Genomic DNA, 23,297 nt, shown 5'->3' with positions numbered 1-23,297 from the left:
GGCCGAAACTCGTGCTCAGATCAGGTGGAACGTCCATGCCGACCGGCACCATCCCTGCATGAGGAGCGCTCCACCCATCGACGCGTTCACCCTTCGACGGCGTCCCCCCCAGGAAAAGCTCACCGACATCGGCTTCCGCCAGCTCACCCTCGTGCTGGCGGCCTCGGTGGGAATCGTCCTGCTGGCCATCTTCGTCACGGTCTTCACCGGCGCCAGGGAGGCCATGGCCACCTTTGGCCTGCGCTTCCTGACCACCTCCGCCTGGGATCCGGTCAACGAGCAGTACGGCGCCCTGATCGCCATCTACGGCACCCTCGTCACCGCCATTCTCTCCCTGCTGATCGCCGTGCCCATCGGCCTGGGAACAGCAATCTTCATCACCGAGGATCTGCTGCCCCGCAGTGTCAGAGATGTGATCGGCCTGCTGGTCGAGCTCCTCGCCGCCATCCCCTCCGTGGTTCTCGGCCTGTGGGCGATTTTCGTGATGGAACCGGCCATCCGGCCGTTCCTTTCCCTGCTGCACTCCACCCTGGGCTGGACGCCGTTCTTTTCCACCGAGCCACAGGGCCCCGGCACGGCTCCGGCGATCCTGATCCTGGTGGTGATGGTGCTGCCGATCATCACTGCCATCTCCCGTGATGCCCTCAACCAGGTGCCGGTCGAGCTGCGCCAGGGGGCCTACGGGGTCGGCACGACCCGCTGGGGTGCGATTTTCAACGTGATCCTGCCCGCGGCCGTTTCCTCGATCATGGGCGGGGTGATGCTCTCCCTCGGACGGGCCATGGGTGAAACCATGGCCGTCACGATGATCATCGGCAACTCCCTCAATTTCAGCCTGTCCCTCCTGGCCCCGGGCAACACCATCGCCTCGATGCTCGCCAACCAGTTCGGTGAAGCGGATGGGATTCAGGTTTCGGCCCTGATGTACGCGGCCGTCGTCCTGATGATCCTCACCTTCATCGTCAACGTCCTGGCCCAGTGGATCGTGCGGCGTCTCAGCCTGCGTTACTGACGCCCGTTCTTCCTTTCCATTCCCCCCACCTCGCCAACGACGTCCCCAGGCCATGTCCGTCACGTCCCCGCCAACGACCAGCCAGTTCACCGAGCGGCTCACCCTGCATTACGACCCAGGTCTGAAGCGCAATCGCTAGAACCAGATCGCCAATGCCGTTGCGGGCGCGTTCTCCGCATTCGCAGTGATTCCCCTCTTCCTGGTGCTGATCTATGTGCTGATCCAGGGGGGTCGGCTGATCAGCCTGCAGCTGCTCACCGAACTGCCGCCGGCACCTGGCCTGGAAGGCGGGGGCATCGGCAACGCCATCCTCGGCACGATCGTGGTGACCCTGATTGCCTCCCTGATCGCCATCCCCGTAGGCGTGGGCGGTGGCGTCTACCTCTCGGAATACGCCCAGGACGGCTGGTTTTCCAAGTTCGTCCGCTTCGGCAACGACGTGCTCGCCGGGGTTCCATCGATCATCTGCGGCGTCTTCATCTATTCCCTGATCGTCGCCACGCGGATCTTCTTCGACCAGAGCTTCAGCGCCATGGCCGGCGGCATCGCCCTTTCGGTGCTGATGCTGCCCACCGTCATCAAGACCACCTACGAGGGTCTGCTGCTCGTTCCCCAGGAGATGCGCATGGGGGCCTACGGGGTCGGGGCCTCCCGGTTCGTCACCATCACCCAGATCACCCTGCCCGCCGCCTTCACGCCCATCGCCACCGGCGTGGTGCTGGGGATTGCCAGGGCCGCCGGTGAAACGGCGCCACTGATCTTTACGGCCCTGTTCTCCCCCTTCTGGCCGGAAGGACTGTTCAACCCGATCGCCACCATGTCGGTGCTGATCTTCAACTTCGCGATCATGCCCTACGAAGCGCAGAACGAACTGGCCTGGGCCGCTTCGTTCGTGCTGGTGATCATGATTCTTGGAGCCAACCTGCTGGCCCGCTGGATCAGCCACGCCACTCGCGCCTGACCCCTCTCCCCGTCCATTCCTAACGGCTCCGTTTCCCTTCGTTCCTGACATGACTTCCTCCTCCTCTTCCTCCTCCACCGTGGCCAGCGACGTCTGCATGTCCCTGCAGGATGTCACCATCTCCTACGGCAGCTTCGAAGCGGTCAAGAACGTCTACATGGATCTGCCGAAGGGCAAGGTGACCGCCTTCATCGGCCCCTCGGGCTGTGGCAAGAGCACGGTGCTGCGGGCGCTCAACCGCATGAACGACCTGATCCCCGGTTGCAGCCTCAAGGGCCGGGTGATCTTTGATCAGCACGATCTCTACGACAAGCGCGTCGATCCCGTGGAGGTGCGGCGTCGCATCGGCATGGTGTTCCAGAAGCCCAATCCCTTCCCCAAATCGATCTACGAAAACATCGCCTTCGGTGCCCGGATCAACGGCTACAAGGGCGACATGGACGAGTTGGTGGAACGCTCCCTGCGCAAGGCGGCCGTCTGGGATGAGTGCAAGGACAAGCTCAAGGAAAGCGGCTTCTCCCTCTCGGGCGGCCAGCAGCAACGCCTCTGCATCGCCCGTGCCATCGCCACGGAACCCGAGGTGATCCTGATGGACGAACCCTGCTCGGCCCTCGATCCGATCTCGACCCTCAAGATCGAGGAGACCATGCACGAACTGAAGCGCAGCTACACGATCATGATCGTGACTCACAACATGCAGCAGGCTGTGCGCGTGGCCGACATGACAGCCTTCTTCAACGCCGAGGCCGTCGAAGGGGGTTCAGGGAAAGTGGGCTATCTGGTGGAATTCAACGAGACCGAAAACATCTTCAACTCCCCCAGTCAGCAATCAACGCTCGACTACGTCAGCGGACGCTTCGGCTGACCCCTGGCTTTGGGGTCGTCAAACGAAATGCGGCGACCAGAACCCTTTCGGTGCCTGCACTGGGAGGGTTTTCAGGCGTCTGCAAGCCAAAAAAAAGTCGGCCCGGAGGACCGACTTCAAAAGCGGAGAGGGAGGGATTCGAACCCTCGATAGAGTTGCCCCTATACAGCATTTCCAGTGCTGCGCCTTCGACCACTCGGCCACCTCTCCAGCGGCGAAATGGGGCAGATGGCAATGTAGCAGGGGCTGCTCCTGGCCTCCGCGCCCCAACGGCACCATCCCCTCCGCCCACGTCCCCATGACCCGCACTCACCCGATCACGGTCCACTGGCGACAGGCCAACCGCGTCATCCGACTCGATGTGCCGGAGGGGGAGTACATCCTGCGCAGCTTCGAAGCCCAGGGCGAGCCGCTCCCCTTCAGCTGCCGTAACGGCTGTTGCACCGCCTGCGCGGTGCGGGTGCTGGACGGAAGCATCGATCAGCGGGAGGCCCTCGGCCTGTCGAAGGACCTGCGCCAGCAGGGTTACGGGCTCCTGTGCGTCGCCCGGGCCACGGGTCCGCTGGAGGTGGAGACCCAGGACGAGGACGAGGTCTACGACCGCCAGTTCGGCCGCTTCTTCGGCCGCGGTCTGGTGCGTCCCGGCCTGCCCCTGGACGACGAATGACCTCCCTCTGTCAACAGGCCCTGGCGGGCTCCGGCCTTGACGCCGCTGAACTGGAGCGTCTGCTGCAGGTGGCCCGCGAGGCGGCCGAGGCCGGGGGCCGTGAGCTTCGGCACCATTTTGGCCGCCTCGAGCAGGTCAAGGAGAAGGGCATGGCGGGCAATCTGGTCACCGAGGCCGACCTGGCGGCCGAAGCCGCCGTGCTGGCGGTGCTGGCGGCAGCCACCCCCGGCGTCGCCGTGCTGGCCGAGGAAAGCGGCCAGCTCGCCGGCCAGGGCGACCTGCTCTGGTGCGTCGACCCCCTCGACGGCACCACCAACTATGCCCATGGCTATCCGTTCTTTGGCACCTCCGTGGGTCTCAGCTGGCAGGGGCTGCCGCTGCTCGGTGCCCTGGAGGTGCCGGTGCTGGAGGAGCATTACTGGGCCGCCCCGGGCCGGGGCGCCTGGTGCAACGAACGCCGGCTGCAGGTGAGCGACTGCGGCGCGCTGGCGGATTCCCTGCTCGTCACAGGCTTTTCCTACGACCGGGTGCGGCGCCTCGACAACAACTACGCCGAGTTCGCCTGGTTCACCCACCGCAGCCACGGCGTGCGCCGTGCCGGGGCTGCGGCCGTGGATCTGGCCTTCGTCGCCGCCGGCAGGGTCGACGGCTACTGGGAGCGGGGCCTTTCGCCCTGGGACCTCGTGGCCGGCGTCGTGCTGGTGGAAGAGGCCGGCGGGCAGGTCTGCGCCTACGACGGCAACCGTCTCGACCTGGCCGACGGCCGGGTGATCGCCTGCACCCCCGCCCTGCGCCAGCCCCTGATCGAAGGGCTGGCACTCTGCCGGCCGCTCAGCGGTGCCAGCTTCGGCGCCCCGGAGCTTGATGCCCTCGCCGGCGGCCCGGCCGACGCTCCATAGGATCCGCCCCTCCCCACCTCACCGCCCGAACACTCCCCTCCATGGCCCTCCAACCTGCCGCCGGCGCGCGGGACCTGAACCCGGGTCAGGTGGACAGCAACCGGCGCCTGTGCGACCTGCTGGCCAACGTGTACCGCCTCTGGGGCTACCAGGAGGTGGCGCCCCCCACCATCGAGCGGCTCGACAGCCTCGAGGCCGGCGGTGCCATCGCCGAACGGGAGCTGGTGCGGCTGGTGGCCGATGAGCCCCTCGGGCTGCGGCCGGAACTCACCGCTCCGATCGCCCGGGCCGCCAGCACCCGGATGCTCAGCCGACCCCGGCCCCTGCGGCTCTGGGCCAGCGGCACCACCTTCCGCAGCTTCAGCGGCGATGGTGGCGGTCAGCGCATCAGCGAGCAGCTGCAAAGCGGAGTCGAACTGCTCGGTGAACCCTCCCCCGCCGCCGACACGGAGCTGCTGCATCTGCTGCTGGCGGCCGTGGCCAGCCTGGGGCTGCCGCCCCGGCACCAGCCCACCCTGCTGGTGGGCCACCACGGCCTGCTCAGCGCCCTGCTGAGCCAGGTCCCGGAGGAGCAGCGCTCAGCGGCGCGCCATGCCCTCACCGACTTCGACCCCCTGGCCCTCGCGGCCCTGGCCCTGCCCGACAGCCAGCGCCAGCGGCTGATGGCCCTGATCGGGCTGCGGGGGCAGCCGGTCCAGGTGCTCTATCACCTGGAGCAGTGGCTCGGACCGGTGCCGTTGCTGGAGTCCTTCGCCGCCACCCTGGCCAGCGTTCAGGAGCCGGCCAGCGCCCTGGGGGTGCGGGTGCAGCTGGATCCCACCTTCCAGCCCCACTTCGATCTCTACGACGGCTTGGTGTTCAAGCTGGTCTGCCAGGGGGCGGAGGCTCCGGTCGCCATCGCCAGCGGCGGCCGCTACGACGCCCTGGTGGGACGCTTCTGCGCCGGCAGCTCCGTGGCGGCCGGCACCGGCTTCGGTTTCGACGTGGAAGCCATCCGCGACCTGCTCGAATCGGAGGGTGCTGCTGCTGCCGAGGACCAGGCCCCGGGTCCCTGGCTGGTGGCCAGCGCCACCGCCGCTGGCCTGGCTCAGTCCCTCAGCCGCATGGCCGAGCTGCATCGGGAAGGGGAGCCCGCCGAGCTGTGCACCCACCCCTGCGCCGACCAGGCGTCCGCCGAGCAGATGGCGGCGGAGCGGGGCTGCCGTGGGGCGGTGTGGCTGGCTGCCTAGGATCCCGCCGCTGCGTCTCCCCATCGATGGCCCACTCGATCGTCACCAACGTCTGCGAGGGCGTGGCCGACTGCGTCGACGCCTGTCCGGTGGCCTGCATCCACCCCGGAGCGGGGGCGAACAGCAAGGGAACGGCGTTCTACTGGATCGATTTCGACACCTGCATCGACTGCGGCATCTGCCTGCAGGTGTGTCCGGTGGAGGGGGCGATCCTGCCGGAGGAGCGGCCCGACCTGCAGAAGCCCGGCGGCTGAGGTCCGCTGGTTCGGGGACCCCACCCTCGCTGGTCTTGAGCCGCCGCCGGGGCCCCACCTAGGTTCAGGGCGATTCTTCTCATTCGCCATGACGGTGCTGGAACAGGGCCAGATTCAGATCCACACCGAAAACATCTTCCCGATCATCAAGAAGGCCGTCTATTCCGGCCATGAAGTCTTCCTGCGGGAGCTGGTCAGCAACGGCGTCGATGCCATCAGCAAGCGGCGCATGGCCGCCATGGCCGGCGACTGCAGCGAAGGGGATGAAGGAACGATCTCCATCCGCATCGACCGGGAGGCGAAGACCCTCACCATCAGCGACAACGGCATCGGCATGACCGCCGATGAGGTGAAGCGCTACATCAACCAGGTGGCCTTCTCCAGCGCCGAGGACTTCCTCGAGAAGTACAAGAGCGAGAGCGACGCCATCATCGGCCACTTCGGCCTGGGCTTCTACTCCAGTTTCATGGTGGCCTCCCGCGTGGAGCTGGTCAGCCTCAGCGCCAGGCCGGAGTCTGAGGCGGTTCGCTGGAGCTGTGACGGCTCCCCCAACTTCAGCCTCGAGGGGGCCGAGCGCTCCGAACCCGGCACCGACGTGATCCTGCACCTGATGGAGGAGGAGCTGGAGTACATCGAGCCCTCCAGAATCCGCACCCTGATCACCACCTACTGCGACTTCCTGCCGGTGGCGGTGCAGCTCGATGGCGAGACGGTCAACAAGCGGGAGGCCCCCTGGCGCAAGAGCCCCCGCGACCTCAGCGATGAGGATTACATCAACCTTTACCACTATCTCTACCCCTTCCAGGGCGATCCCCTGCTCTGGGTGCACCTCAACACCGACTACCCCTACAACCTGCAGGGCATTCTCTATTTCCCCAGGATCACCGGCCGCGCCGACTGGGAGAAGGGCGAGATCCGCCTCTACTGCAACCAGGTGTTCGTCAGTGATTCGATCAAGGAGGTGGTGCCCCGCTACCTGCTGCCGCTGCGGGGCGTGATCGATTCGCCCGATATTCCCCTGAACGTCAGCCGCAGCGCCCTGCAGACCGACCGCCGGGTGCGCTCGATCGGCGGCTTCGTGGCCAAGAAGGTGGGCGACCGTCTCAAGGAGCTGCACCGCGACGAACCGGCCCGGTATGCGGCGATCTGGGATTCACTGGCCCCGTTCATCAAGATCGGCGCCATGGAGGACGAGAAGTTCGCCGACCAGGTGGCCGACCTGATCCTGTACGGCACCACCGCGGCGGCCGCCCAGCCGGCCGAGGACGGCGAGGAGTCCACCTGCCTCGACCCGGTCGGCACCGATGGCCGCACCTACACCACCCTGGCCGGCTACCGGGGCCGCCTGAGCGGCGACAACGCCGATCGGATCCTCTACTGCACCGATGAGGCCGGGCAGGCCGGCGCCCTGGCCCTGTGGACGGGACAGGGGGCGGAGGTGCTGCTGGCCGACACCCTGATCGATTCCCAGTTCATCCCCTGGCTGGAAGCCCGCCATGGCGACCTGCGCTTCCAGCGGGTTGACGCCGAGCTCGACGCCAGCCTGCAGGAGCCCGAGAGCGAGCTGGCCGATGCCGAAGGCAAGGACAGCGGCGAGAAGCTGCGCGACCTGTTCAGGGCCGCCATCGACGACAACAAGATCACCATCCAGGTGCAGTCGCTGAAGGGGGAAGGTTCCCCGGCGGCCCTGATCCTGCTGCCGGAGCAGATGCGCCGAATCAACGACATGGGAGCCCTGATGGAGCAACGGCTGCCGGGCCTGCCCGACCACCACGTGCTGCTGGTGAACCGCCGCCATCCCCTGGTGGAGGGTCTGCTCAAGCTCTCGGCCGGTGCCGTCATCACCGGCTCCGACACCACTTCCCCCAGCCGCCAGCTGGCGGAGGACCTCAGCCGCCACATCTATGAAGTGGCCCGCCTGGCCGTCGGGGGGCTGGAGCCGAACCAGCTGGCCGGCTTCCAGCAACGCAGCTCCGACCTGATGGGCCAACTGATGCAGCGGGGCCTCTGAGCCCAGCCACCCCGGGGGGGGGGACCACGAAGCCGTCCTCAAAGAGCCGCGTAACCTTGGCCCATGGCGGCCCGCCCCCCCTTCTCCAGCCTGCGGCGGCAGCCCGCCGTTGTGGGTCTGCTGGCGGTGCTGCTGCTGGTGCTGCTCTCCGCCAGCGGCCAGAAGGCGTTGCAGGCGGTCGCGGCGGAGCCGGTGCCGATCCGGGTGCTGATGCCCGCCCCCCTCGCCGATGCGGTGGCAGGGCCGGTGGCACGCTTCAACGCCAGCGGCTCCGGGGTGGCGGTGGAGGTGATCCGCGGCCCCCTGGACACCGAGACCATCTCCGACCTCGCCATCAGCAGCCTGCTGCTGGGGGAGGCCCCCTTCGATCTGCTGCTGGTGGATGTCAGCTGGCTGCCGAAGTACGTGGCCGCCGGCTGGTTCCTGCCGTTGGAGCGCTGGTTCGGCCCGGAGGTGCTGGCGGCCATGGAGCCCGGTGCCCGCCTTGGCAACAGCCTGGGCAACCACCTCTGGCGGCTGCCCCTCACGGGCGACACGGGCCTGCTCTACTGGCGCACCGATCTGATGCCACGCCCGCCCAGGGACACCTCGGAGCTGGTGGCCATCTCCCGCGACCTGCAGCGCCGCGGCAGAGTGCGCTGGGGTTACCTCTGGCAGGGCCGCCAGTACGAGGGGCTGAGCTGCGTGATGGTGGAGGTGCTGCAGGGCTTCGGCGCCCGCTGGTGGGATGCCGCCACCGCACGCACACAGCTGGACAGTCCGCAGGCGGTGGCGGCGGCCGCCTGGCTCGATGGCCTGCTGCGCGATGGGGTGAGCCCGAGGGCCGTGGCCAATTACGCCGAGAACGATGCCCTGCAGTCCTTTGCCGCCGGTGAGGCCGCCTTCCTGCGCAACTGGCCCTACGCCTGGCGGGAAATTGAGAAGGGGGAGGGGCCGGTGCAGGGCAAGGTGGGCGTCACCGCGATGGTGGGCGCCCCGGGGGAGCAGGGAGGGGGCACCCTGGGCACCTGGGGCCTGTCCCTGATCAAGGGCAGCCCCCATCCCGAGGAGGCGGTGGCGGTGATCCGCTGGCTCACCGGCCCGGTGGTGCAGCGCCAGCTCGCCCTTGAGCAGGGCTACGCCCCCACCTGGAGCGCGCTCTACGACGACCAGGACCTGCAGAGCGGCGCCCCGTTGCTGGCAGTGCAGCGGCAGGCTCTGCAGCATCCCCAGCTGCGGCCGCCCACGCCGGCCTACGCCCAGCTCAGCGACCTGCTGGCCCGTCAGGTCAACGGCATGCTCACCGGCCAGGGGGGAGCCGAGCAGACGATGGCCACCGCCCAGCGCCAGAGCCTGCAGGTGCTGCGCTCACTGGCCGGGCCGTCGGGGAGCGGACCGGCAGGCCCATGAAAAGCCGCACGGTCGCCCTGGTGTTGATGCTGCCGGCCCTGCTGCTGCTGGCGGCGGTGTTCGTCTACCCCCTGCTGCGCTACGGCTGGCTGAGCCTGCATGCCAGCTCGGTGCTCACCGGGCTGGTGCCCGTCCCGAATGGAGGCGCCAACTGGGGGCGGCTGCTTGACGACGCCCGTTTCTGGACGGATGCGGGCCAGACCCTGCGATTCGCCCTCTGCTCAGTGGCCCTGGAACTGGTGGGGGGCCTGGCCCTGGCCCTGCTGCTGCACCGCCCCCTGCGGGGCCGGGGGCCCCTGCGGGCCCTGACCCTGCTGCCCTGGGCCCTGCCCACCACGGTGATGGCCCTGGGCTGGCGCTGGATCCTCAACGATCCCCACGGGCCGCTCAACGCCGCCATCCGCTCCCTGGGCGGCAGCAGCTACGGCTTCCTCTCCACCCCGGCCACCACCTGGTTCTTTGTGGTGCTGGCGGATGTCTGGAAGACCATGCCGTTCGTGGCCCTGCTGCTGCTGGCAGGACTGCAAACGATTCCGCTGGACCTGGAGGAGGCCCTGCGCCTGGAGGGGGCCAGCCGCCTCCAGATCCTGCGCCGCCTCACCCTTCCCCTGCTGGTGCCGTACATCTCCCTGGCCGTGCTGTTCCGGCTCGCCCAGGCCTTGGGCGTGTTTGACCTCATCCAGGTGCTCACCGGCGGCGGGCCGGCCGGCAGCACCGAGAGCCTGGCCCTCTATGCCTACCTCAACGCCATGCGGTTCCTCGACTTCGGCTACGCCAGCACCGTGATGCTGGCCACCTTCCTGCTGCTGCTGGTGTCGTTGGGCGGCGGCTGGCTGCTGCTGCGGCGCCACGGCCTGGCGCGCACCACGGAGCGGGCGGCATGAGGCTGCTCGCGCTGCTCTGGAGCCTGGGGCCCCTGCTGTGGCAGCTGCGCACCTCCCTGCTGCGCCCGGAGGCCCTGGTGGCGCCACTGCCCGAAGGCAACCCCTGGACCCTGGCCAACTACCAGCTGGTGCTCTCCGGAGATCCCCCCTTCTGGCAGTACCTGGCCAACAGCACCCTGGTAGGTCTGGCCACCACCCTGCTCACCCTGCTGCTGGCGGTGCCCTGCGCCTACGGCCTGCAGACGCTGCGCGGCCCGATCCGCTGGGGGGTGGGACTGGCCCTGGTGGCGGCGGCCATGTTCCCCACCGTGCTGCTGTTCCTGGCGCTGCTGGAGATCGCCCGAAACTTCGGCCTGGCCAACAACCTGCTCGCCCTCAGCCTGCCGTACGCCGCCCTCTCCCTGCCCCTGGCGGTGCTGCTGCTGCGGGCCGCCTTTGCCGACCTTCCCGGGGAGCTGGAGGATGCGGCGCGACTCGAGGGGCTGGGGTTGGGGCAGCGGCTCCGATTCGTGCTTCTGCCCCTGCTGGGGCCGGCCTTGGCCAGCACGGCCATCCTGGTGTTCCTGGCCAGCTGGAACGAGTACGCCATCGCCCTCACCTGGATCAGCCGCAGCGATCTGCTCACCCTGCCGATCGCCATCGCCCGGATCGGGGGCGGCTCGGTGTTCACCATCCCCTACGGGGCCTTCGCCGCTGCCACCGTGCTGGGCAGCCTGCCCCTGCTGCTGCTGGTGCTGCTGGCCCAGCGGTCGATCGTTTCTGGACTGACCCGCGGGGCGGTGAAGGGATGAGCACCAGCTCCGCTGCCGGTCTGGAACTGCGGCAGCTGTGCCGGAAGGTGGGGGATCGGCGCCTGCTGGATGGCCTCGATCTGCAGGTCGCCCCGGGCGAGTGTGTCGCCCTGCTCGGACCCAGCGGCTGCGGCAAATCCACCACCCTGCGCCTGGTGGCGGGGCTCGATCCGGCCAGCGGGGGACAGGTGCTGCTGGATGGCGTGGATCTCACCGGCCGAAGCCCGGGTGAACGGCAGGTGGCGATGGTCTTTCAGAGCTACGCCCTGTACCCCCACCTGAGCGTGGAGGGCAACCTGGACCTGGGTCTGAAGGTGCGTGGCCTGCCCCCCCGCGAGCGCCAGCAGCGCATCGACGCCACCCTCGAGCTGCTCCAGCTGGGCGAGCTGCGCCAGCGCCGACCCGCCCAGCTCTCCGGCGGCCAGCGCCAGCGGGTGGCCCTGGCCCGGGCGTTGCTGCGCCATCCGCGGATCGTGCTGCTCGATGAGCCGATGAGCAATCTCGATGCCCAGCTGCGGGAGGACCTGCGGCCGGAACTGCGCCGGCTCCTGTGTGGCCGCGAGCAGCCGGTGATTTATGTCACCCATGACCAGCAGGAGGCCGTGGGCATGGCCGACCGCATCGCCCTGCTTGAAGCTGGCCGGCTGCAGCAGGTGGGCAGCCCCAGGGAGCTCTACACCAACCCCGCCAACCGATTCGTCGCCTCCTTTCTGGGGCGGCCGGCGATCAACCTGCTGGCGGTCGAGCCCGGGCGTCAGCTCGGCCTGCGGCCCGAGCACATTCACCTGGGGGGCGACGGTACCGTCGCGGCCCGGTTGCTGCGCCGGGAGTGGTGGGGCCACCAGCAACTTCTCTGGCTCCAGACCCATTGGGGCGCCGTGCGGGTGCTCACCGGCCCGGAGGCGCCGCCACCCCCGGAACCGCGCCTGAGCTGGCAGCGGCAGCACGAGCTCTGGTTCGATCCAGACAGCGGCGCCAGGCTCCCCCCTTGATGGGCCGGCCGCTGCCGCCGGGCCCCATTTGTTAAACTCTCAGGCTGGCTCAGGCCTGCATTGTTCACCGTCGTCACAACGTCATGTCCCGGGTCTGTCAGCTCACCGGCAAGCGCGCCAACAACGGCATGGCCGTCAGCCATTCCCACGTGCGCACCAAGAAGCTGCAGCAGGTGAACCTGCAGGAGCGTCGCCTGTGGTGGGCCGAGGGCAAGCGTTTCATCAAGCTGCGGGTGTCCACCAAGGCCCTGAAAACCATCCAGAAAAAGGGCCTCGGTGCCTACGCCAAGGAGCTGGGCGTCAACCTGGCCAAGATCTGAGCCATCGTTGCCGCTCCTGGCCTGGTGAGCAGGATCGCTAGGCTCGACCCCTGTTGAGACCATGCTCTTGGAGCGTCGCAAGTTTCTGGGCGCCGTCGTCCTGGCCGGATTCGGCCTTCTGGTCCGTCCAGAGCGAGCTGGGGCCATGGGTGGCACCCTGCCGGAGATCGGCCAGCCAGCCCCTGTCTTCGATCTCGACGGCGTGGCCCCTGGGGCCGACGGGAGGGTGAGGGAGGCCCACCTGGGCGGCGAAGCGTTCCGAGGCCGCTGGCTTACCCTCTACTTCTATCCCAAGGATTTCACCAGCGGCTGCACCCTGGAGGCCCGGGGCTTTCAGCGTGAGCTGGCCAGTTTCCACTCCCTCAATGCCGAGGTGGTGGGCGTCAGTGCCGATGACGCCGAGGCCCACCTCTCCTTCTGCGGCAGCGAGGGCCTGGCCTATCCGCTGCTCTCGGATCCCGGCGGGCTCGTCAGCCGTCGCTACGGATCCTGGCTGCCCCCCTTCTCAGCCCGTCACACCTTCCTGATCGACCCGGATGGCGTGCTGCGCAGCCTCTGGACGGCCGTACGGCCCGCCGGTCATGCCCAGGAGGTGCTGACAGAACTGCAACGGATACAGAACAGCAGCGATGCCACGATCGCTGCCTGACCTTCCGCCGACCGAATCCCCCCGTTGCCCCCTCCGATGACCTTCAGCCGCCGCCGCCTGCTGCATCTTGCCCTGGGCTCGGCCACAGCCTTGCTCGCCGGCAACCGCCGGGTCCTGGCGGGAAACGACGCCCGTGCAGATCGGCTGCACTGGCTGGCGACGGCCGACAGCGGCAGCGGCGACCGCCACCAACTCGCCAACGGCAGTGCCATGGCGGCCCTGCATCGCCGCGATCCTGTGGATCTTGTCGTCATGGCAGGGGACAACATCTATGACAACGGCAACATGCGTGAGGTGGTCGCCAAGTTCGAAAGGCCCTACAGAGAGCTGCTCAAGGCCGGTGTCCCGTTTCACGCCGTGCTCGGCAACCACGACATCCGCACCAGAAACGGTGCCGGCCAGATCGCCTACCCGGGCTTCGGCATGAAGGGGCGTTGGTACACCCTGCGGCGGGGACCTGTGGAGTTCTTCATGCACGACAGCAATGCCGACTGGCCTGAGCAGATGACCTGGCTGAAGTCCTCCCTTGCTGCCAGCCGTGCGCCCTGGAAGGTGCTGGTAGGCCACCATCCCATCTATTCATCAGGCCTGTACGGCGACGATCGGGAGGCGATCGACCGTCTCACCCCGCTGCTGCGCCGCCATGGCGTGCAGCTCTACATCAACGGCCACGATCACAACTATGAGCGCAGCGTCCCGATCAATGGCACCACCTACCTCACCGTCGGCAATGGGGGGGCCGCCCTCAGACCGGTCGTCCCCGGCCCCAACAGCGCCAAGGCGGTGAGCACCTATGGGTTCGCCTCGCTTCATGCCGACCTCGAGAGCCTGACGATCGAGGCGTGGAGCAGCAAAGGCCAGCGTCTTGACAGGGCCAGGCTCAACCGAAACGGTGTCCTGATCTAGCCCCGGCGCTGCTCAGGCCATCGCCTGCAGCCGCTGCAGCAGTTCGGCGTGGACGCGGGTCTCGGCGCGGAGCCGCTCGCGGCGACTCTGATCAGGAGGTTGGTCGACCAGCCCCTGCCAGCTGGCCGCAAGCGCCTCAGCATCCGCGCCGGACTCGCCGTTCGGCAGACACCCCAGATCGAGACAGGGGCAGCCGAGGGACTCAGCGGCGGCGGTCACCTTCGGGTCGTAGCTGAGGGCAGCGCATGGGCTGCCAGCCAGGGCCGCCAGGATGAGGCCGTGCAGGCGCATCGCCACCACCAGCGAAGCCGCCTGGAACTGCTGCGTCGCCTGCTCCGGGGTGCTGGCCTGCACCACCAGGCTGCGGCGTCGCAGGGAAGCGCTGAGCAGGCCGCGCCGGTCGAGTTCTGCAAACAGATCGCTGTCCTGGTCCCGGTGGAAGGGCAACCAATGCAGCGGCCGGTCGCGGCGCTCGGCCACGGCGTCGATGGCCTCCAGCAGCAAGCGCCAGCCACGATCGTCGAGACTGGCAACGGGCCGCCAGCAGAGGATGATCGGGCCGCCCTGGCCTTGCCACTCCTGCGGCGGCAGTGCCCAGACGGGATCACTGCCCTGTCTGGCGACGATCCCCCAGCCGGCGGCAAGCCGGGCGGAGGCCTGGTCGCGCCAGCTGATGCCGTTGGCCTGGCTCAGCAGCAGTCGCGCCAACAGACGACTGCGACGGCGACGCAGCGGTCCCAGGCCTTGCCCCCAGAGCAGCACGGGCAGGCCGCGGGCACGGGCGGCCAGCATCAGGGCGCCGTAGTAGAGCAGGCTGCGGAAACTCGTGGCGTCCTGAAGCAGGCTGCCGCCCCCCAGCACCAGACCTTGGCAGTGGCCCAGCGCCGCCAGCACCGACCCCAGCCGGCGACGGTCGGTGGTCTCCACGCCGAAGCGGGCGCGCACCTGCTCCTGATCGTGGGCGGTCACCACCGGCTGGCAGCCAGCGGGGAGCTGGCCGAGCAGCACCTCCAGCAGGGCGTCATCGCCCAGGTTGTGTTCCCCGTAGTAGCCGCAGATCAGAGCTCGCATCCGACGCAGCGGTGGTTCCGGCTCCGTACATTACGGATCACACCAGGCCTTCCCCATGCACGCGCTATCGCTGCCCACCTGGTGGATCCACATCACCTCGGTGCTCGAGTGGGGTCTGGCGATCCTGGCGGTGCAGGCCTATGGGCGGCTGCGGCGGGAAGGGGGCTGGCGCTGGCTGTCCCTGGCCATGGTGCCGGCCCTGGTGAGCGCGATGGCGGCCTGCACCTGGCATCTGTTCGACAACAGCGAGGCCCTCAAGGGGTTGGTGGTGTTGCAGGCCGGTCTCACCGCCCTTGGCAACGGGGCCCTGGCCCTGGCCGCCTGGAACCTGCTGCGGCTGCAGCGGCTGGCGCCGGAGGACGGAACACCGTGAGCCTGTCCCTGGCTGATTGGTTTCAGCGCCTCGGCGGCGTGGATCCGGCACCGTTCTTCGTGCTCTCGCTCCTGCCGTATCTGGCCTTCCTGTGGTGGGCGCAGAAGGTGCGGGCCTTTCCGCGCCTGGCGTTACGCGGCTTCCAGCTGACGTTGCTGTTCGTGGCCGTCACGATCGCCGCCGCCGTGGTGGCCCAGCTGGCCTACGGCCGTCAGCTGGCAGACGTGGATCCCCTGCACGGCGGCGCCGAAGCCTTCCTGACCCTCAGCAACCTGGTGGTGCTGCTGGGATTTCGGCCCCGGCAAGACGGGCCGCTTCCAGGTGAACAAGTCTTAAGGGAGCGGGGCACAGTTCGTCCTGACCCGGAAGATGGGGCGTCAGCAAGTGCATCATGATCGCTCCCCTCCTGGCCATGGCTCCCGCGTCGATCAGCTGGTCTCCCAAGGTGGCCCTGGTCATGATCGTGTGCAATGTCATCGCCATCGCCATCGGCAAGGCCACCATCCAGCAGCAGAACGTCGGCCTCAAGCTGCCCAGCGACAACTTCTTCGGCGGCTTCAGCCATGGCGCCATGCTCGGCACGACCAGCCTGGGCCACATCCTCGGCATGGGCGCGATCCTGGGTCTCGCTTCCCGCGGCGTCCTCTGACGGCTCAGCGCCAGCCCAGCAGGTACGGCAGGGCCCTGAGGCCGTAGCGCTCGAAGCGATAGCCGAACAGCAGGGCCGAGAGATCCTCCGCCCTGCAACCCTCCAGCCCCCGGAGCACCTGGTCGAGACGGCCATCGGCCTTCGGTGCGTGCAGGCTCAGCCAGGTGCGTCGCGCCAGCCGGCCGCTGAGGGACCAGCGCCAGCCCAGGGCTCGCCTCAGTTGGGGCGCATAATCCCGCAGTGCCTGCGGCGCCGAGACAGAACCCCCTGATCCACCAAGGGCCTCCTGCAAAAGGGGAGCCAGCACGGCGCTGCTGGTGAGGGCATGGCGGATGCCTTCACCGCCCAGCAGGTTGGCGGTGCTGACCGCATCACCCAGGCCCACCAGCCGGCCCCGCTGATGGGGTTCCAGGCGACTGATCGTGCTGCGCACCAGACCGCCATGGCGGTCGAGGACCTTGAAGGTCTCTCCAGCCATTCCGTCAGCCAGCAGGCGCCGGCCCACCGCCGTGATCAATCCCCCCAGGGGTGGCTGCTGGCGCTTGGAATCCACCAGCCGGCACACCCCGAGCTTCAGCACGCCCAGCTGCATCGGAAAGATCCAGCCGTAGCCCTGGGGCACCCAGTCGCTGCCCAGGCAGAAGCTGAGCCGGTCGGCCCAGCGCTCCCAGCAGGTGGGAGACACGCGCAGCAGCCATTCCAGGCCGGCGGCCCGCACCAAGCCATCCCGTGGGTGCTGTGCCGACGGCGGATCCCCCAGCAGGGCCCTGGCCTGGCCAGTGGCATCCACGGTCCAGTCGCTGCTGACGCGCAGCGTGGTGCCATCGGAGCGGCGCAGCACGGTGACCATCCGCTCGCCCTGCTGGTGGCTGGAGCAGGCCTGGAGCCCCAGCTGCACCCTGCCGCCCCAGCGCAGGCACTGGTCGGCCTGCCAGCGGCGCAGGGCGCCGAAGTCGAGCACCACCCCGAGGGGTTGGGGCGAAGCCCAGGTGCGGCTGGCGCTGCCGGGCCCGATCAGCTGCCACTGCCGCCAGCGGCTGCCCACCACCTCCGCTGGCAGGCCGAAGGCCTCCATGGACGTGACTGGCAGGGCGGCGCTGCTGAAGGCGGAACGGGTCAGGTCGGGAAGACGATCCACCAGGACGACATCCACCCCCTGGAGGGCCAGACGCCGGGCCAGGTCTCCGCCGGCCGGACCGGCCCCCACCACCAGCACCTGGCAGAACAGGGACGACTCAGACGACTCAGACGGCAAGGGCGGTGGGGACGGTGGCGCGGAACACAGGGCCGAAACGCTCGTGGATGCGATCGGCCATCTGGGCTGGGGTGAGGCCGAGGCTTTCCTTGCTCTGGTCGGGGCTGGCGTGGTCGACCAGGAGGTCCGGGATGCCGATGCGCAGCACCGGGACGGCCAGTTCGTGGTCGTTGAAGGTTTCCACGACCGCCGCACCGAAGCCACCGGCCAGGGCTCCTTCCTCCATCGTCACCACCCGGCCGATCCGCCGCGCCAACGGCAGGATCAGGGCCTCGTCAAGGGGACGGAGGAACCGGGCATTCACCACCGAGGCCCGCAGCCCCTTCTCCTGGAGCAGGCCGGCGGTGGCCATGGCCGGCGCCACCATGGCGCCGTAGGCCACGATCAGCACGTCATCACCGTCGGTGAGCAGCTCACCGCGGCCGATCTCCAGGGGCTGCCAGCCCTCGTCCATCAGTGGCACCCCTTCCCCTTCCCCGCGGGGGATGCGGATGGCACAGGGGCCGTCGTGGGCGATCGAGGTGACCAGCATGCGTTGCAGTTCGGCCTCGTCCTTCGGGGCCATCACCGTGAAGTTCGGCACGGCCCGCAGGTAGCTGATGTCGTACTGGCCCTGGTGGGTGGGGCCGTCGGCGCCGACGATGCCGGCCCGATCGAGAACGAAGGTGACCGGCAGCTTCTGGATGCCGACGTCATGGATGAGCTGGTCGAAGGCGCGCTGCAGGAAGGTGCTGTAGATGGCCACCACCGGGCGCAGGCCTTCGCAGGCCATGCCCGCCGCCATCGTCACGGCGTGCTGCTCGGCGATGCCCACATCGAAGTACTGCTGGGGCAGTGCCTTCTCCAGCAGGTCGAGCCCGGTGCCGGTGGCCATGGCGGCGGTGATGCCCACCACCCGGGGATCCTGTTCGCAGATCTTGACCAGGGTCTGGCCGAAGACCTTGCTCCAGCTGGGCGGCTTCGGCTTGCTGGACGGGTAGGCCTTGCCGGTGGCCAGGTCGAAGGCTGACTGGGCGTGGTAGCCGACCTGGTCGGCCTCGGCGTAGGGGTAGCCCTTGCCCTTGGTGGTGGCCACGTGCACCAGCACCGGGCCCTCGCAGCGGTGGGCCGCCTGGAAGGTGCGCACCATCTCAGGGATGTCGTGGCCGTCGATCGGTCCCACGTAGGTGAAGCCCAGCTCCTCGAACACGGCCCCCACCTTGGGCACCGCCAGCCGCTTCATGCTTTCCTTGAGCGTCTTGAGCTCCGTCGGCAGCTCCCCGTGCAGGAAGGGCAGGTGCTTGACCGCCTCCTCGGCGCTGCCGGAAAGGAACTGGACCGGCTTGCTCAGCCGCATGCGGTTGAGGTGGGTGGAAAGGGCCCCCACCGGCGCTGAGATCGACATGTCGTTGTCGTTCAGCACCACGAGCAGCTTCGTGCGCGGCAGGTGGCCCGCATGGTTGATGGCCTCCAGGGCCATGCCGCCGGTGAGGGCCCCATCGCCGATCACGGCGACACATTTGAAGTCATCGCCGCGACGGTCGCGGGCCAGGGCCATGCCCAGGGCCGCCGAGATGCTGGTGGAGGCGTGGCCGGCGCCGAAGTGGTCGAAGCGGCTCTCGCTGCGCTTGAGATAGCCCGCCACGCCGCCCTTCTGGCGCAGGGTGTGAAAATCCTTGTAGCGCCCCGTGACCAGCTTGTGGGGATAGGCCTGGTGGCCCACATCCCAGACCACCCGGTCGTGGTCGAGGTCGAGGGTCTGATAGAGGGCGAGGGTAAGTTCCACGACCCCCAGCCCCGGACCCAGGTGCCCGCCACTGGTGGCTACCACCTCCAGGTGCTTCTCGCGGATCTGGCGAGCCATGGCCTCGAGTTCTGCGGTGCTCAGGCCGTGCAGCTGATTCGGATGGCTCAGCTCGCTCAGATGCATGCCCTTCCTTGCTTCCAGATGGCCAATCTACGGGGTTCGCTCCGACCCACGGCGGCGAACGCCACCGTTCCAGGGTCGGGTTGCGACACTGGGGCCATGACTTTGGCCGCCCACGACGACGCCTTTCCCGAGGCCACCGCCTACCTGCAGCGGATCCTGCGGGCCCGGGTGTACGACGTGGCGATCGAATCCCCCCTCGATCCCGCCCCCAACCTCTCCCGCCGGCGCCTCAACCAGGTGCTGCTCAAGCGGGAGGATCTCCAGCCCGTGTTCAGCTTCAAGCTGCGCGGCGCCTACAACAAAATGGTGGGCCTGGAGCGCTCGGAGCTCGACCGGGGGGTGATCGCCGCCAGTGCCGGCAACCATGCCCAGGGGGTGGCCCTGGCCGCCCAGCGGCTGGGCTGCACCGCCGTGATCGTGATGCCGGTCACCACCCCGGAGATGAAGGTGCGCTCGGTGGCGGCCCGCGGCGCCGACGTGGTGCTGCATGGCGACACCTACGACGAGGCCTGCGAGGAAGCCCACCGCCTGCAACGGCAGCGGGGACTCACCTTCATCCATCCCTTCGACGATCCGGATGTGATCGCCGGCCAGGGCACGATCGGCCTGGAGATCCTGCGCCAGTGCTCCGACCCCCCCGACGCCATCTATGTGGCGGTGGGCGGTGGCGGACTGATCGCCGGCATCGGCGCCTACGTCAAGAGCCTGTGGCCCCAGGTGGAGGTGGTGGGCGTCGAGCCGAGCGATGCCGATGCCATGACCCGATCCCTGGCGGCGGGTGAGCGGGTCCGGCTCGAGCAGGTGGGCCTCTTCGCCGACGGCGTGGCCGTGCGCCAGGTGGGCGTGCACACGTTCGCCCTGGCCCAGCGCTGCGTCGATCGCATGGTCACGGTGGACACCGACGAGATCTGCGCCGCCATCAAGGACGTCTTCGAGGACACCCGCTCGATCCTCGAGCCGGCGGGCGCCCTCTCGGTGGCCGGCATGAAGAAGGACGTGGCCCAGCGTCAGCTGCGGGACCGGACCCTGGTGGCGGTGGCCTGCGGCGCCAACATGAACTTCGACCGGCTGGCCTTCGTGGCGGAACGGGCCGAGCTGGGCGAGGAACGGGAAGCCCTGCTGGCGGTGGAGATCCCGGAGCAACCCGGGAGCCTGGCGCGGTTCTGCGCCGTCCTCGGCCAGCGCAGCCTCACCGAGTTCAGCTACCGCCTGGCCGACCCCCAGCTGGCCCACATCTTCGTGGGAGTGCAGATCAGCGGCCACCAGGACACCCACCAGCTGATGGAAGCCCTTGAGGCCCATGGGTTTCCCTGCCTCGACCTGAGCGGCGACGAGCTGGCCAAGCTCCACCTCTGCCACATGGTGGGGGGACGGCTGCCGGCCAGCGCCGGGGCGGCCCTCAACCAGGGAGAGGAGCGGCTCTACCGCTTCGTGTTCCCCGAACGGCCCGGGGCCCTGATGGCGTTCGTGAACGCCCTGCATCCCAACTGGAACATCAGCATCTTTCACTACCGCAACCACGGCGCCGACGTGGGCCGCATCGTGGTGGGGGTGCAGGTGCCGCCGGCGGAGCTGGAGGCCTGGCAGGCCTTCCTCGCCGATCTCCCCTACCAGCACTGGGAGGAGACCCACAACCCTGCCTACCGGCTCTTCCTGGGGGAAGTGGGGTGCACCCTGCCGCCACGCCGTTCCGACCCTCCCCATGGCTGAACCCGAACCCTTCTCCGGCCTCTCCCTGCCGGCGCGGCTGGAGGCCATCCTTTACCTCAAGGGCCGGCCGCTGGAGCTGGGCGAACTGGCCGCCATCGCCGGCATCGAGCGGGACGCGGCCGAGCTGGCCCTGATCACCCTGATGGCCGACTACGCCCACCGGGACACCGCCCTGGAAATTCATCAGGAGGGGCAGCGTTATGCGCTGCAGCTACGGGCAGGCCTGGGGGATCTGGTGCAGAACCTGCTGCCGGTGGATCTGTCCATCGCCGCCCTGCGCACCCTGGCCACCATCGCCCTCAAGAAGCGTCTGCTGCAGTCGGAGCTGGTGGAGCTGCGCGGCTCGGGGGCCTACGAGCACATCAAGGAACTGCTGGCCCAGGACTTCATCGAGCGCCGCCGCCAGAGTGACGGCCGTTCCTACTGGCTCAGCCTGAGTGAGAAGTTCCATCGCACCTTCTCCCTGAAGGCCGACGACCTGGCGGCCCTCGGCTCGCGCCTGGCGGCCGCCGAGACAGACGCGAGCCCGCCGACGCCCGAGGATGAACCAGATCCATAGAGTTGGCTGACGGTTGCAGCCCACCCCTCGACCCTTTCCATGAACATCTTCGTCTTCCTGCTCCAGGTGCTGGCCCAGACCCTCAGCATCTACCTCCTGGTGCTGCTGGTCCGGGTGCTGCTGAGCTGGTTCCCCAACCTCGACTGGAGCAACCCACTGCTCTCCAGCGTCAGCGCCATCACCGACCCCTACCTCAACGCCTTCCGCGGCCTGATTCCCCCGCTGGGCGGCATCGACCTGTCGGCGCTGGTCGCCTTCATCGCCCTGCAGCTGGCCCAGAGCCTGCTGGGGGCCTCGATCGCCACCCTCTCGGGCGGCCTGCCCTACTGAGCCGACAGGGCGTCGGAGGCGCCCAGGGCCTCCTCCAGGGGCAGGAGTTCATCGTCCACCCCGGCCCGGGTGCGCACCGGGGCGCTGAAGCCCCTCGCCTTGACGCTGCGGGTGCCGAGGGGGCCCGGCGTGCCGGCCGGAACGGCCAGGCGCAGGGCGAAGCTGGAGCGGCCGGGCGGCACATCGCCGATCGAACCCACCCGGGTGCGGTTCGGCAGCACCGGTTCGCCGCTGGCATCCAGGATCAGGCCGAACACATCGGTGTCCATGACGGGCTTGGTACCGGGGTTCAGCACCACCCCCCGCAGGGCCCAGCAACTGGCGCCACTGGGGCGAGCCAGCTCCGGCTGGGTGCCCAGGTCATCGGCGGGGCAGGGCTCGAGCACCACCTCCGACACCTTGAGGTCGGTGGCGGCCGCCAGGGCGGGGACACTGAGGAGCATCAACAGTCCCAGGAGCAGACCTGCCACCCGTCGGACCAGGGTGGTCCCGGCGATTCCTCTTTGCTTCACCGCCGATCGCCGCTGCCTCCGATCACGTTACGGTCCGCGCGGCTGGCCAGCTTGGCCAGATTGGCCCCGGCCACGTCGTCGAGATCCAGTCCCAGTTCCGTGGCCAGCTGGGCCACGTACCAGAGCACATCGCCCAGCTCCAGCCGCAGGTCGTCACGGACGTCGGGGCCGAAGTCGCCGCCCCGATCCCGCAGCACCTTCTTGACCTTGTCGGCCACCTCGCCGGCCTCACCGCACAATCCCAGCGTCGGGTCGAGGATGTTGGCGCCCACGTCCGGGTACCGCGCCGTCTCACGGGAGCGTTGCTGGTAGTCCTGAAAGTCCATTTCAAGCGCGCTCAGGGCAAGTCCGGATGGTAGTTTCCGCCCTTGTACACGGTCGTCCAATGGCCCCTCACGATCTCATGCGTCGCACAAAGATCGTGGCCACGATCGGTCCGGCCACCGAGTCGCCGGAGGTGCTGCGGCAGCTGATCGCCGCCGGTGCCACCACCTTCCGTCTCAACTTCTCCCACGGCGACCACAGCGACCACGCCGATCGGATCGCCACCATCCGCCAGGTGGCCCACGAACTGGGCGTGCACATCGGCATCCTCCAGGATCTGCAGGGTCCCAAGATCCGCCTGGGTCGCTTCCAGGCTGGTCCGATCACCCTGGCCAAGGGGGATCCCTTCGCGCTCACCTCCCGCGCCGTCAACTGCGACAACACGATCGCCACCGTCACCTACGACCGGCTGGCGGACGAGGTCACCAACGGCAGTCGCATCCTCCTCGACGACGGCCGGGTGGAAATGGTGGTGGTGGAGGTCGACGGCCCCGGACAGACCCTGAAGTGCCGGGTCACCGTGGGAGGGGTGCTCTCCAACAACAAGGGGGTCAACTTCCCCGACGTGCAGCTGTCGATCCGGGCCCTGACCCCCAAGGACCGCCGCGACCTGGCCTTCGGCCTGCAGCAGGGCGTCGACTGGGTGGCCCTCAGCTTCGTGCGCAATCCCTCCGACATGCTGGAGATCCGCGAGCTGATCCGCAGCCAGGGCCACTGCACCCCGGTGGTGGCCAAGATTGAGAAGTTCGAGGCCATCGACGCCATCGACGCCATCC

At 68.7% G+C, this 23,297-nt stretch carries 27 protein-coding genes and 1 tRNA gene; 22 read left to right on the top strand and 6 right to left on the bottom strand.

The window, feature by feature from the left end; translation table 11 throughout:
* The first annotated feature begins 58 nt into the window (after window positions 1-58).
* The 3 genes from pstC to pstB all read left to right on the top strand — a co-directional run bounded on the left by pstC (window position 59) and on the right by pstB (window position 2,838).
* A complete protein-coding gene (gene pstC, locus KBZ04_RS00140; protein ID WP_254989888.1) occupies window positions 59-1,012 on the top strand; it encodes a phosphate ABC transporter permease subunit PstC in 954 nt (317 codons plus the stop codon).
* A 145-nt stretch (window positions 1,013-1,157) separates the two neighbouring features.
* Window positions 1,158-1,973, top strand: a complete 816-nt coding sequence (pstA, locus tag KBZ04_RS00135; RefSeq protein WP_254989906.1) for a phosphate ABC transporter permease PstA — start codon at window positions 1,158-1,160, stop codon at window positions 1,971-1,973.
* 49 nt (window positions 1,974-2,022) lie between these two features.
* Window positions 2,023-2,838: a phosphate ABC transporter ATP-binding protein PstB gene (pstB, locus tag KBZ04_RS00130; RefSeq protein WP_254963087.1), complete on the top strand. Its 816-nt coding sequence runs from the start codon at window positions 2,023-2,025 to the stop codon at window positions 2,836-2,838.
* 123 nt (window positions 2,839-2,961) lie between these two features.
* Here the strand turns inward: pstB and KBZ04_RS00125 are convergent.
* Window positions 2,962-3,048: transfer RNA gene (locus KBZ04_RS00125), tRNA-Ser, on the bottom strand.
* Window positions 3,049-3,136: 88 nt separating this feature from the next.
* Between KBZ04_RS00125 and KBZ04_RS00120 the strand changes: the two genes are divergently transcribed.
* From KBZ04_RS00120 to KBZ04_RS00065, 12 genes are all read left to right on the top strand, one after another.
* Window positions 3,137-3,505: a 2Fe-2S iron-sulfur cluster-binding protein gene (locus KBZ04_RS00120; RefSeq protein WP_254989887.1), complete on the top strand. Its 369-nt coding sequence runs from the start codon at window positions 3,137-3,139 to the stop codon at window positions 3,503-3,505.
* Window positions 3,502-4,404 carry an inositol monophosphatase family protein gene (locus KBZ04_RS00115; protein WP_254989886.1) on the top strand — a complete coding sequence of 301 codons (903 nt, stop codon included), beginning with the start codon at window positions 3,502-3,504 and terminating at the stop codon, window positions 4,402-4,404. The genes KBZ04_RS00120 and KBZ04_RS00115 overlap by 4 nt, the downstream gene beginning before the upstream one ends.
* Window positions 4,405-4,445: 41 nt before the next feature.
* Window positions 4,446-5,633, top strand: coding sequence for an ATP phosphoribosyltransferase regulatory subunit (locus KBZ04_RS00110; RefSeq protein WP_254989885.1), 1,188 nt, complete (start codon window positions 4,446-4,448; stop codon window positions 5,631-5,633).
* Window positions 5,634-5,659: 26 nt separating this feature from the next.
* Complete coding sequence (locus KBZ04_RS00105) at window positions 5,660-5,887, top strand: indolepyruvate ferredoxin oxidoreductase subunit alpha (RefSeq protein WP_254989884.1); 228 nt, start codon at window positions 5,660-5,662, stop codon at window positions 5,885-5,887.
* Between the two features lie 88 nt (window positions 5,888-5,975).
* Window positions 5,976-7,898, top strand: a complete 1,923-nt coding sequence (htpG, locus tag KBZ04_RS00100) for a molecular chaperone HtpG (RefSeq protein WP_254989883.1) — start codon at window positions 5,976-5,978, stop codon at window positions 7,896-7,898.
* Window positions 7,899-7,961: 63 nt separating this feature from the next.
* Window positions 7,962-9,287: an extracellular solute-binding protein gene (locus tag KBZ04_RS00095; RefSeq protein ID WP_254989882.1), complete on the top strand. Its 1,326-nt coding sequence runs from the start codon at window positions 7,962-7,964 to the stop codon at window positions 9,285-9,287.
* Window positions 9,284-10,171, top strand: a complete 888-nt coding sequence (locus KBZ04_RS00090) for a carbohydrate ABC transporter permease (RefSeq protein WP_254989881.1) — start codon at window positions 9,284-9,286, stop codon at window positions 10,169-10,171. Before KBZ04_RS00095 ends, KBZ04_RS00090 begins: the two co-directional genes overlap by 4 nt.
* Window positions 10,168-10,962, top strand: a complete 795-nt coding sequence (locus KBZ04_RS00085; RefSeq protein WP_254989880.1) for a carbohydrate ABC transporter permease — start codon at window positions 10,168-10,170, stop codon at window positions 10,960-10,962. Before KBZ04_RS00090 ends, KBZ04_RS00085 begins: the two co-directional genes overlap by 4 nt.
* Complete coding sequence (locus KBZ04_RS00080) at window positions 10,959-11,954, top strand: ABC transporter ATP-binding protein (RefSeq protein ID WP_254989879.1); 996 nt, start codon at window positions 10,959-10,961, stop codon at window positions 11,952-11,954. Before KBZ04_RS00085 ends, KBZ04_RS00080 begins: the two co-directional genes overlap by 4 nt.
* Window positions 11,955-12,037: 83 nt before the next feature.
* On the top strand, window positions 12,038-12,274 hold the full coding sequence (gene rpmB, locus KBZ04_RS00075) for a 50S ribosomal protein L28 (RefSeq protein ID WP_216903196.1): 237 nt from the start codon (window positions 12,038-12,040) through the stop codon (window positions 12,272-12,274).
* Window positions 12,275-12,335: 61 nt separating this feature from the next.
* Window positions 12,336-12,923 carry a peroxiredoxin gene (locus KBZ04_RS00070; RefSeq protein WP_254989878.1) on the top strand — a complete coding sequence of 196 codons (588 nt, stop codon included), beginning with the start codon at window positions 12,336-12,338 and terminating at the stop codon, window positions 12,921-12,923.
* A 36-nt stretch (window positions 12,924-12,959) separates the two neighbouring features.
* On the top strand, window positions 12,960-13,829 hold the full coding sequence (locus KBZ04_RS00065) for a metallophosphoesterase (protein WP_254989877.1): 870 nt from the start codon (window positions 12,960-12,962) through the stop codon (window positions 13,827-13,829).
* A 12-nt stretch (window positions 13,830-13,841) separates the two neighbouring features.
* Here KBZ04_RS00065 and csaB read toward each other — a convergent pair whose 3' ends face one another.
* On the bottom strand, window positions 13,842-14,900 hold the full coding sequence (csaB, locus tag KBZ04_RS00060; protein WP_254989876.1) for a polysaccharide pyruvyl transferase CsaB: 1,059 nt from the start codon (window positions 14,898-14,900) through the stop codon (window positions 13,842-13,844).
* A gap of 55 nt (window positions 14,901-14,955) precedes the next feature.
* Between csaB and KBZ04_RS00055 the strand changes: the two genes are divergently transcribed.
* From KBZ04_RS00055 to psaK, 3 genes are read left to right on the top strand one after another with little or no spacing between them, the layout of a single operon-like run.
* Window positions 14,956-15,273: a DUF2499 domain-containing protein gene (locus KBZ04_RS00055; protein WP_254989875.1), complete on the top strand. Its 318-nt coding sequence runs from the start codon at window positions 14,956-14,958 to the stop codon at window positions 15,271-15,273.
* Entirely contained in the window at window positions 15,270-15,668 is a 399-nt protein-coding gene (locus KBZ04_RS00050) for a DUF3593 domain-containing protein (protein ID WP_254989874.1), read from the top strand. The genes KBZ04_RS00055 and KBZ04_RS00050 overlap by 4 nt, the downstream gene beginning before the upstream one ends.
* On the top strand, window positions 15,665-15,922 hold the full coding sequence (gene psaK / locus KBZ04_RS00045) for a photosystem I reaction center subunit PsaK (protein ID WP_015108267.1): 258 nt from the start codon (window positions 15,665-15,667) through the stop codon (window positions 15,920-15,922). The genes KBZ04_RS00050 and psaK overlap by 4 nt, the downstream gene beginning before the upstream one ends.
* Before the next feature lie 4 nt (window positions 15,923-15,926).
* Here the strand turns inward: psaK and KBZ04_RS00040 are convergent, their stop codons facing one another.
* Window positions 15,927-17,177, bottom strand: a complete 1,251-nt coding sequence (locus tag KBZ04_RS00040; protein ID WP_254989873.1) for an NAD(P)/FAD-dependent oxidoreductase — start codon at window positions 17,175-17,177, stop codon at window positions 15,927-15,929.
* The gene (gene dxs / locus KBZ04_RS00035; protein WP_254989872.1) at window positions 17,167-19,086 is read right to left on the bottom strand and encodes a 1-deoxy-D-xylulose-5-phosphate synthase; all 1,920 of its coding nucleotides are present in this window, start codon (window positions 19,084-19,086) and stop codon (window positions 17,167-17,169) included. Before dxs ends, KBZ04_RS00040 begins: the two co-directional genes overlap by 11 nt.
* Before the next feature lie 96 nt (window positions 19,087-19,182).
* On the opposite strand from dxs, the gene ilvA reads away from it, so the two are divergent.
* Genes ilvA through KBZ04_RS00020 form a run of 3 tightly spaced genes read left to right on the top strand, consistent with a single transcriptional unit; the run spans window position 19,183 to window position 21,685 of the window.
* The gene (ilvA, locus tag KBZ04_RS00030) at window positions 19,183-20,796 is read left to right on the top strand and encodes a threonine ammonia-lyase, biosynthetic (protein ID WP_254989871.1); all 1,614 of its coding nucleotides are present in this window, start codon (window positions 19,183-19,185) and stop codon (window positions 20,794-20,796) included.
* Entirely contained in the window at window positions 20,789-21,355 is a 567-nt protein-coding gene (scpB, locus tag KBZ04_RS00025; protein WP_254989870.1) for an SMC-Scp complex subunit ScpB, read from the top strand. The genes ilvA and scpB overlap by 8 nt, the downstream gene beginning before the upstream one ends.
* Window positions 21,356-21,394: 39 nt before the next feature.
* Window positions 21,395-21,685, top strand: a complete 291-nt coding sequence (locus KBZ04_RS00020; RefSeq protein WP_254989869.1) for a YggT family protein — start codon at window positions 21,395-21,397, stop codon at window positions 21,683-21,685.
* On the opposite strand, the gene KBZ04_RS00015 is transcribed toward KBZ04_RS00020, so the two are convergent.
* Both KBZ04_RS00015 and KBZ04_RS00010 read right to left on the bottom strand, forming a co-directional pair.
* The gene (locus tag KBZ04_RS00015) at window positions 21,679-22,128 is read right to left on the bottom strand and encodes a hypothetical protein (RefSeq protein ID WP_254989905.1); all 450 of its coding nucleotides are present in this window, start codon (window positions 22,126-22,128) and stop codon (window positions 21,679-21,681) included. The two genes, KBZ04_RS00020 and KBZ04_RS00015, sit on opposite strands and share 7 nt — an antisense overlap.
* Window positions 22,129-22,193: 65 nt before the next feature.
* Window positions 22,194-22,523: a nucleoside triphosphate pyrophosphohydrolase family protein gene (locus KBZ04_RS00010; protein ID WP_254989868.1), complete on the bottom strand. Its 330-nt coding sequence runs from the start codon at window positions 22,521-22,523 to the stop codon at window positions 22,194-22,196.
* A 59-nt stretch (window positions 22,524-22,582) separates the two neighbouring features.
* Here KBZ04_RS00010 and KBZ04_RS00005 point away from each other — a divergent pair.
* On the top strand, window positions 22,583-23,297 hold a 715-nt coding region (locus KBZ04_RS00005; protein ID WP_254989867.1), incomplete at its 3' end, for a pyruvate kinase.

The organism is Cyanobium sp. N5-Cardenillas (genome assembly GCF_024345515.1).
Classification (GTDB): Bacteria; Cyanobacteriota; Cyanobacteriia; order PCC-6307; family Cyanobiaceae; genus Cyanobium.
The sequence above is the reverse complement of the archived record's forward strand: the minus strand, read 5'-3'. Positions and strand labels throughout refer to the sequence as shown.

Excerpts from the sequence above, each read along its gene's own strand:
- pstC (WP_254989888.1), top strand. The coding sequence starts at position 59 with ATGAGGAGCGCTCCACCCATCGACGCGTTCACCCTTCGACGGCGTCCC.
- pstB (WP_254963087.1), top strand. The coding sequence starts at position 2,023 with ATGACTTCCTCCTCCTCTTCCTCCTCCACCGTGGCCAGCGACGTCTGC.
- KBZ04_RS00120 (WP_254989887.1), top strand. The coding sequence starts at position 3,137 with ATGACCCGCACTCACCCGATCACGGTCCACTGGCGACAGGCCAACCGC.
- KBZ04_RS00115 (WP_254989886.1), top strand. The coding sequence starts at position 3,502 with ATGACCTCCCTCTGTCAACAGGCCCTGGCGGGCTCCGGCCTTGACGCC.
- KBZ04_RS00110 (WP_254989885.1), top strand. The coding sequence starts at position 4,446 with ATGGCCCTCCAACCTGCCGCCGGCGCGCGGGACCTGAACCCGGGTCAG.
- KBZ04_RS00105 (WP_254989884.1), top strand. The coding sequence starts at position 5,660 with ATGGCCCACTCGATCGTCACCAACGTCTGCGAGGGCGTGGCCGACTGC.
- htpG (WP_254989883.1), top strand. The coding sequence starts at position 5,976 with ATGACGGTGCTGGAACAGGGCCAGATTCAGATCCACACCGAAAACATC.
- KBZ04_RS00095 (WP_254989882.1), top strand. The coding sequence starts at position 7,962 with ATGGCGGCCCGCCCCCCCTTCTCCAGCCTGCGGCGGCAGCCCGCCGTT.
- KBZ04_RS00090 (WP_254989881.1), top strand. The coding sequence starts at position 9,284 with ATGAAAAGCCGCACGGTCGCCCTGGTGTTGATGCTGCCGGCCCTGCTG.
- KBZ04_RS00085 (WP_254989880.1), top strand. The coding sequence starts at position 10,168 with ATGAGGCTGCTCGCGCTGCTCTGGAGCCTGGGGCCCCTGCTGTGGCAG.
- KBZ04_RS00080 (WP_254989879.1), top strand. The coding sequence starts at position 10,959 with ATGAGCACCAGCTCCGCTGCCGGTCTGGAACTGCGGCAGCTGTGCCGG.
- rpmB (WP_216903196.1), top strand. The coding sequence starts at position 12,038 with ATGTCCCGGGTCTGTCAGCTCACCGGCAAGCGCGCCAACAACGGCATG.
- KBZ04_RS00070 (WP_254989878.1), top strand. The coding sequence starts at position 12,336 with ATGCTCTTGGAGCGTCGCAAGTTTCTGGGCGCCGTCGTCCTGGCCGGA.
- KBZ04_RS00065 (WP_254989877.1), top strand. The coding sequence starts at position 12,960 with ATGACCTTCAGCCGCCGCCGCCTGCTGCATCTTGCCCTGGGCTCGGCC.
- csaB (WP_254989876.1), bottom strand. The coding sequence starts at position 14,900 with ATGCGAGCTCTGATCTGCGGCTACTACGGGGAACACAACCTGGGCGAT.
- KBZ04_RS00055 (WP_254989875.1), top strand. The coding sequence starts at position 14,956 with ATGCACGCGCTATCGCTGCCCACCTGGTGGATCCACATCACCTCGGTG.
- psaK (WP_015108267.1), top strand. The coding sequence starts at position 15,665 with ATGATCGCTCCCCTCCTGGCCATGGCTCCCGCGTCGATCAGCTGGTCT.
- dxs (WP_254989872.1), bottom strand. The coding sequence starts at position 19,086 with ATGCATCTGAGCGAGCTGAGCCATCCGAATCAGCTGCACGGCCTGAGC.
- ilvA (WP_254989871.1), top strand. The coding sequence starts at position 19,183 with ATGACTTTGGCCGCCCACGACGACGCCTTTCCCGAGGCCACCGCCTAC.
- scpB (WP_254989870.1), top strand. The coding sequence starts at position 20,789 with ATGGCTGAACCCGAACCCTTCTCCGGCCTCTCCCTGCCGGCGCGGCTG.
- KBZ04_RS00020 (WP_254989869.1), top strand. The coding sequence starts at position 21,395 with ATGAACATCTTCGTCTTCCTGCTCCAGGTGCTGGCCCAGACCCTCAGC.
- KBZ04_RS00015 (WP_254989905.1), bottom strand. The coding sequence starts at position 22,128 with ATGCTCCTCAGTGTCCCCGCCCTGGCGGCCGCCACCGACCTCAAGGTG.
- KBZ04_RS00010 (WP_254989868.1), bottom strand. The coding sequence starts at position 22,523 with ATGGACTTTCAGGACTACCAGCAACGCTCCCGTGAGACGGCGCGGTAC.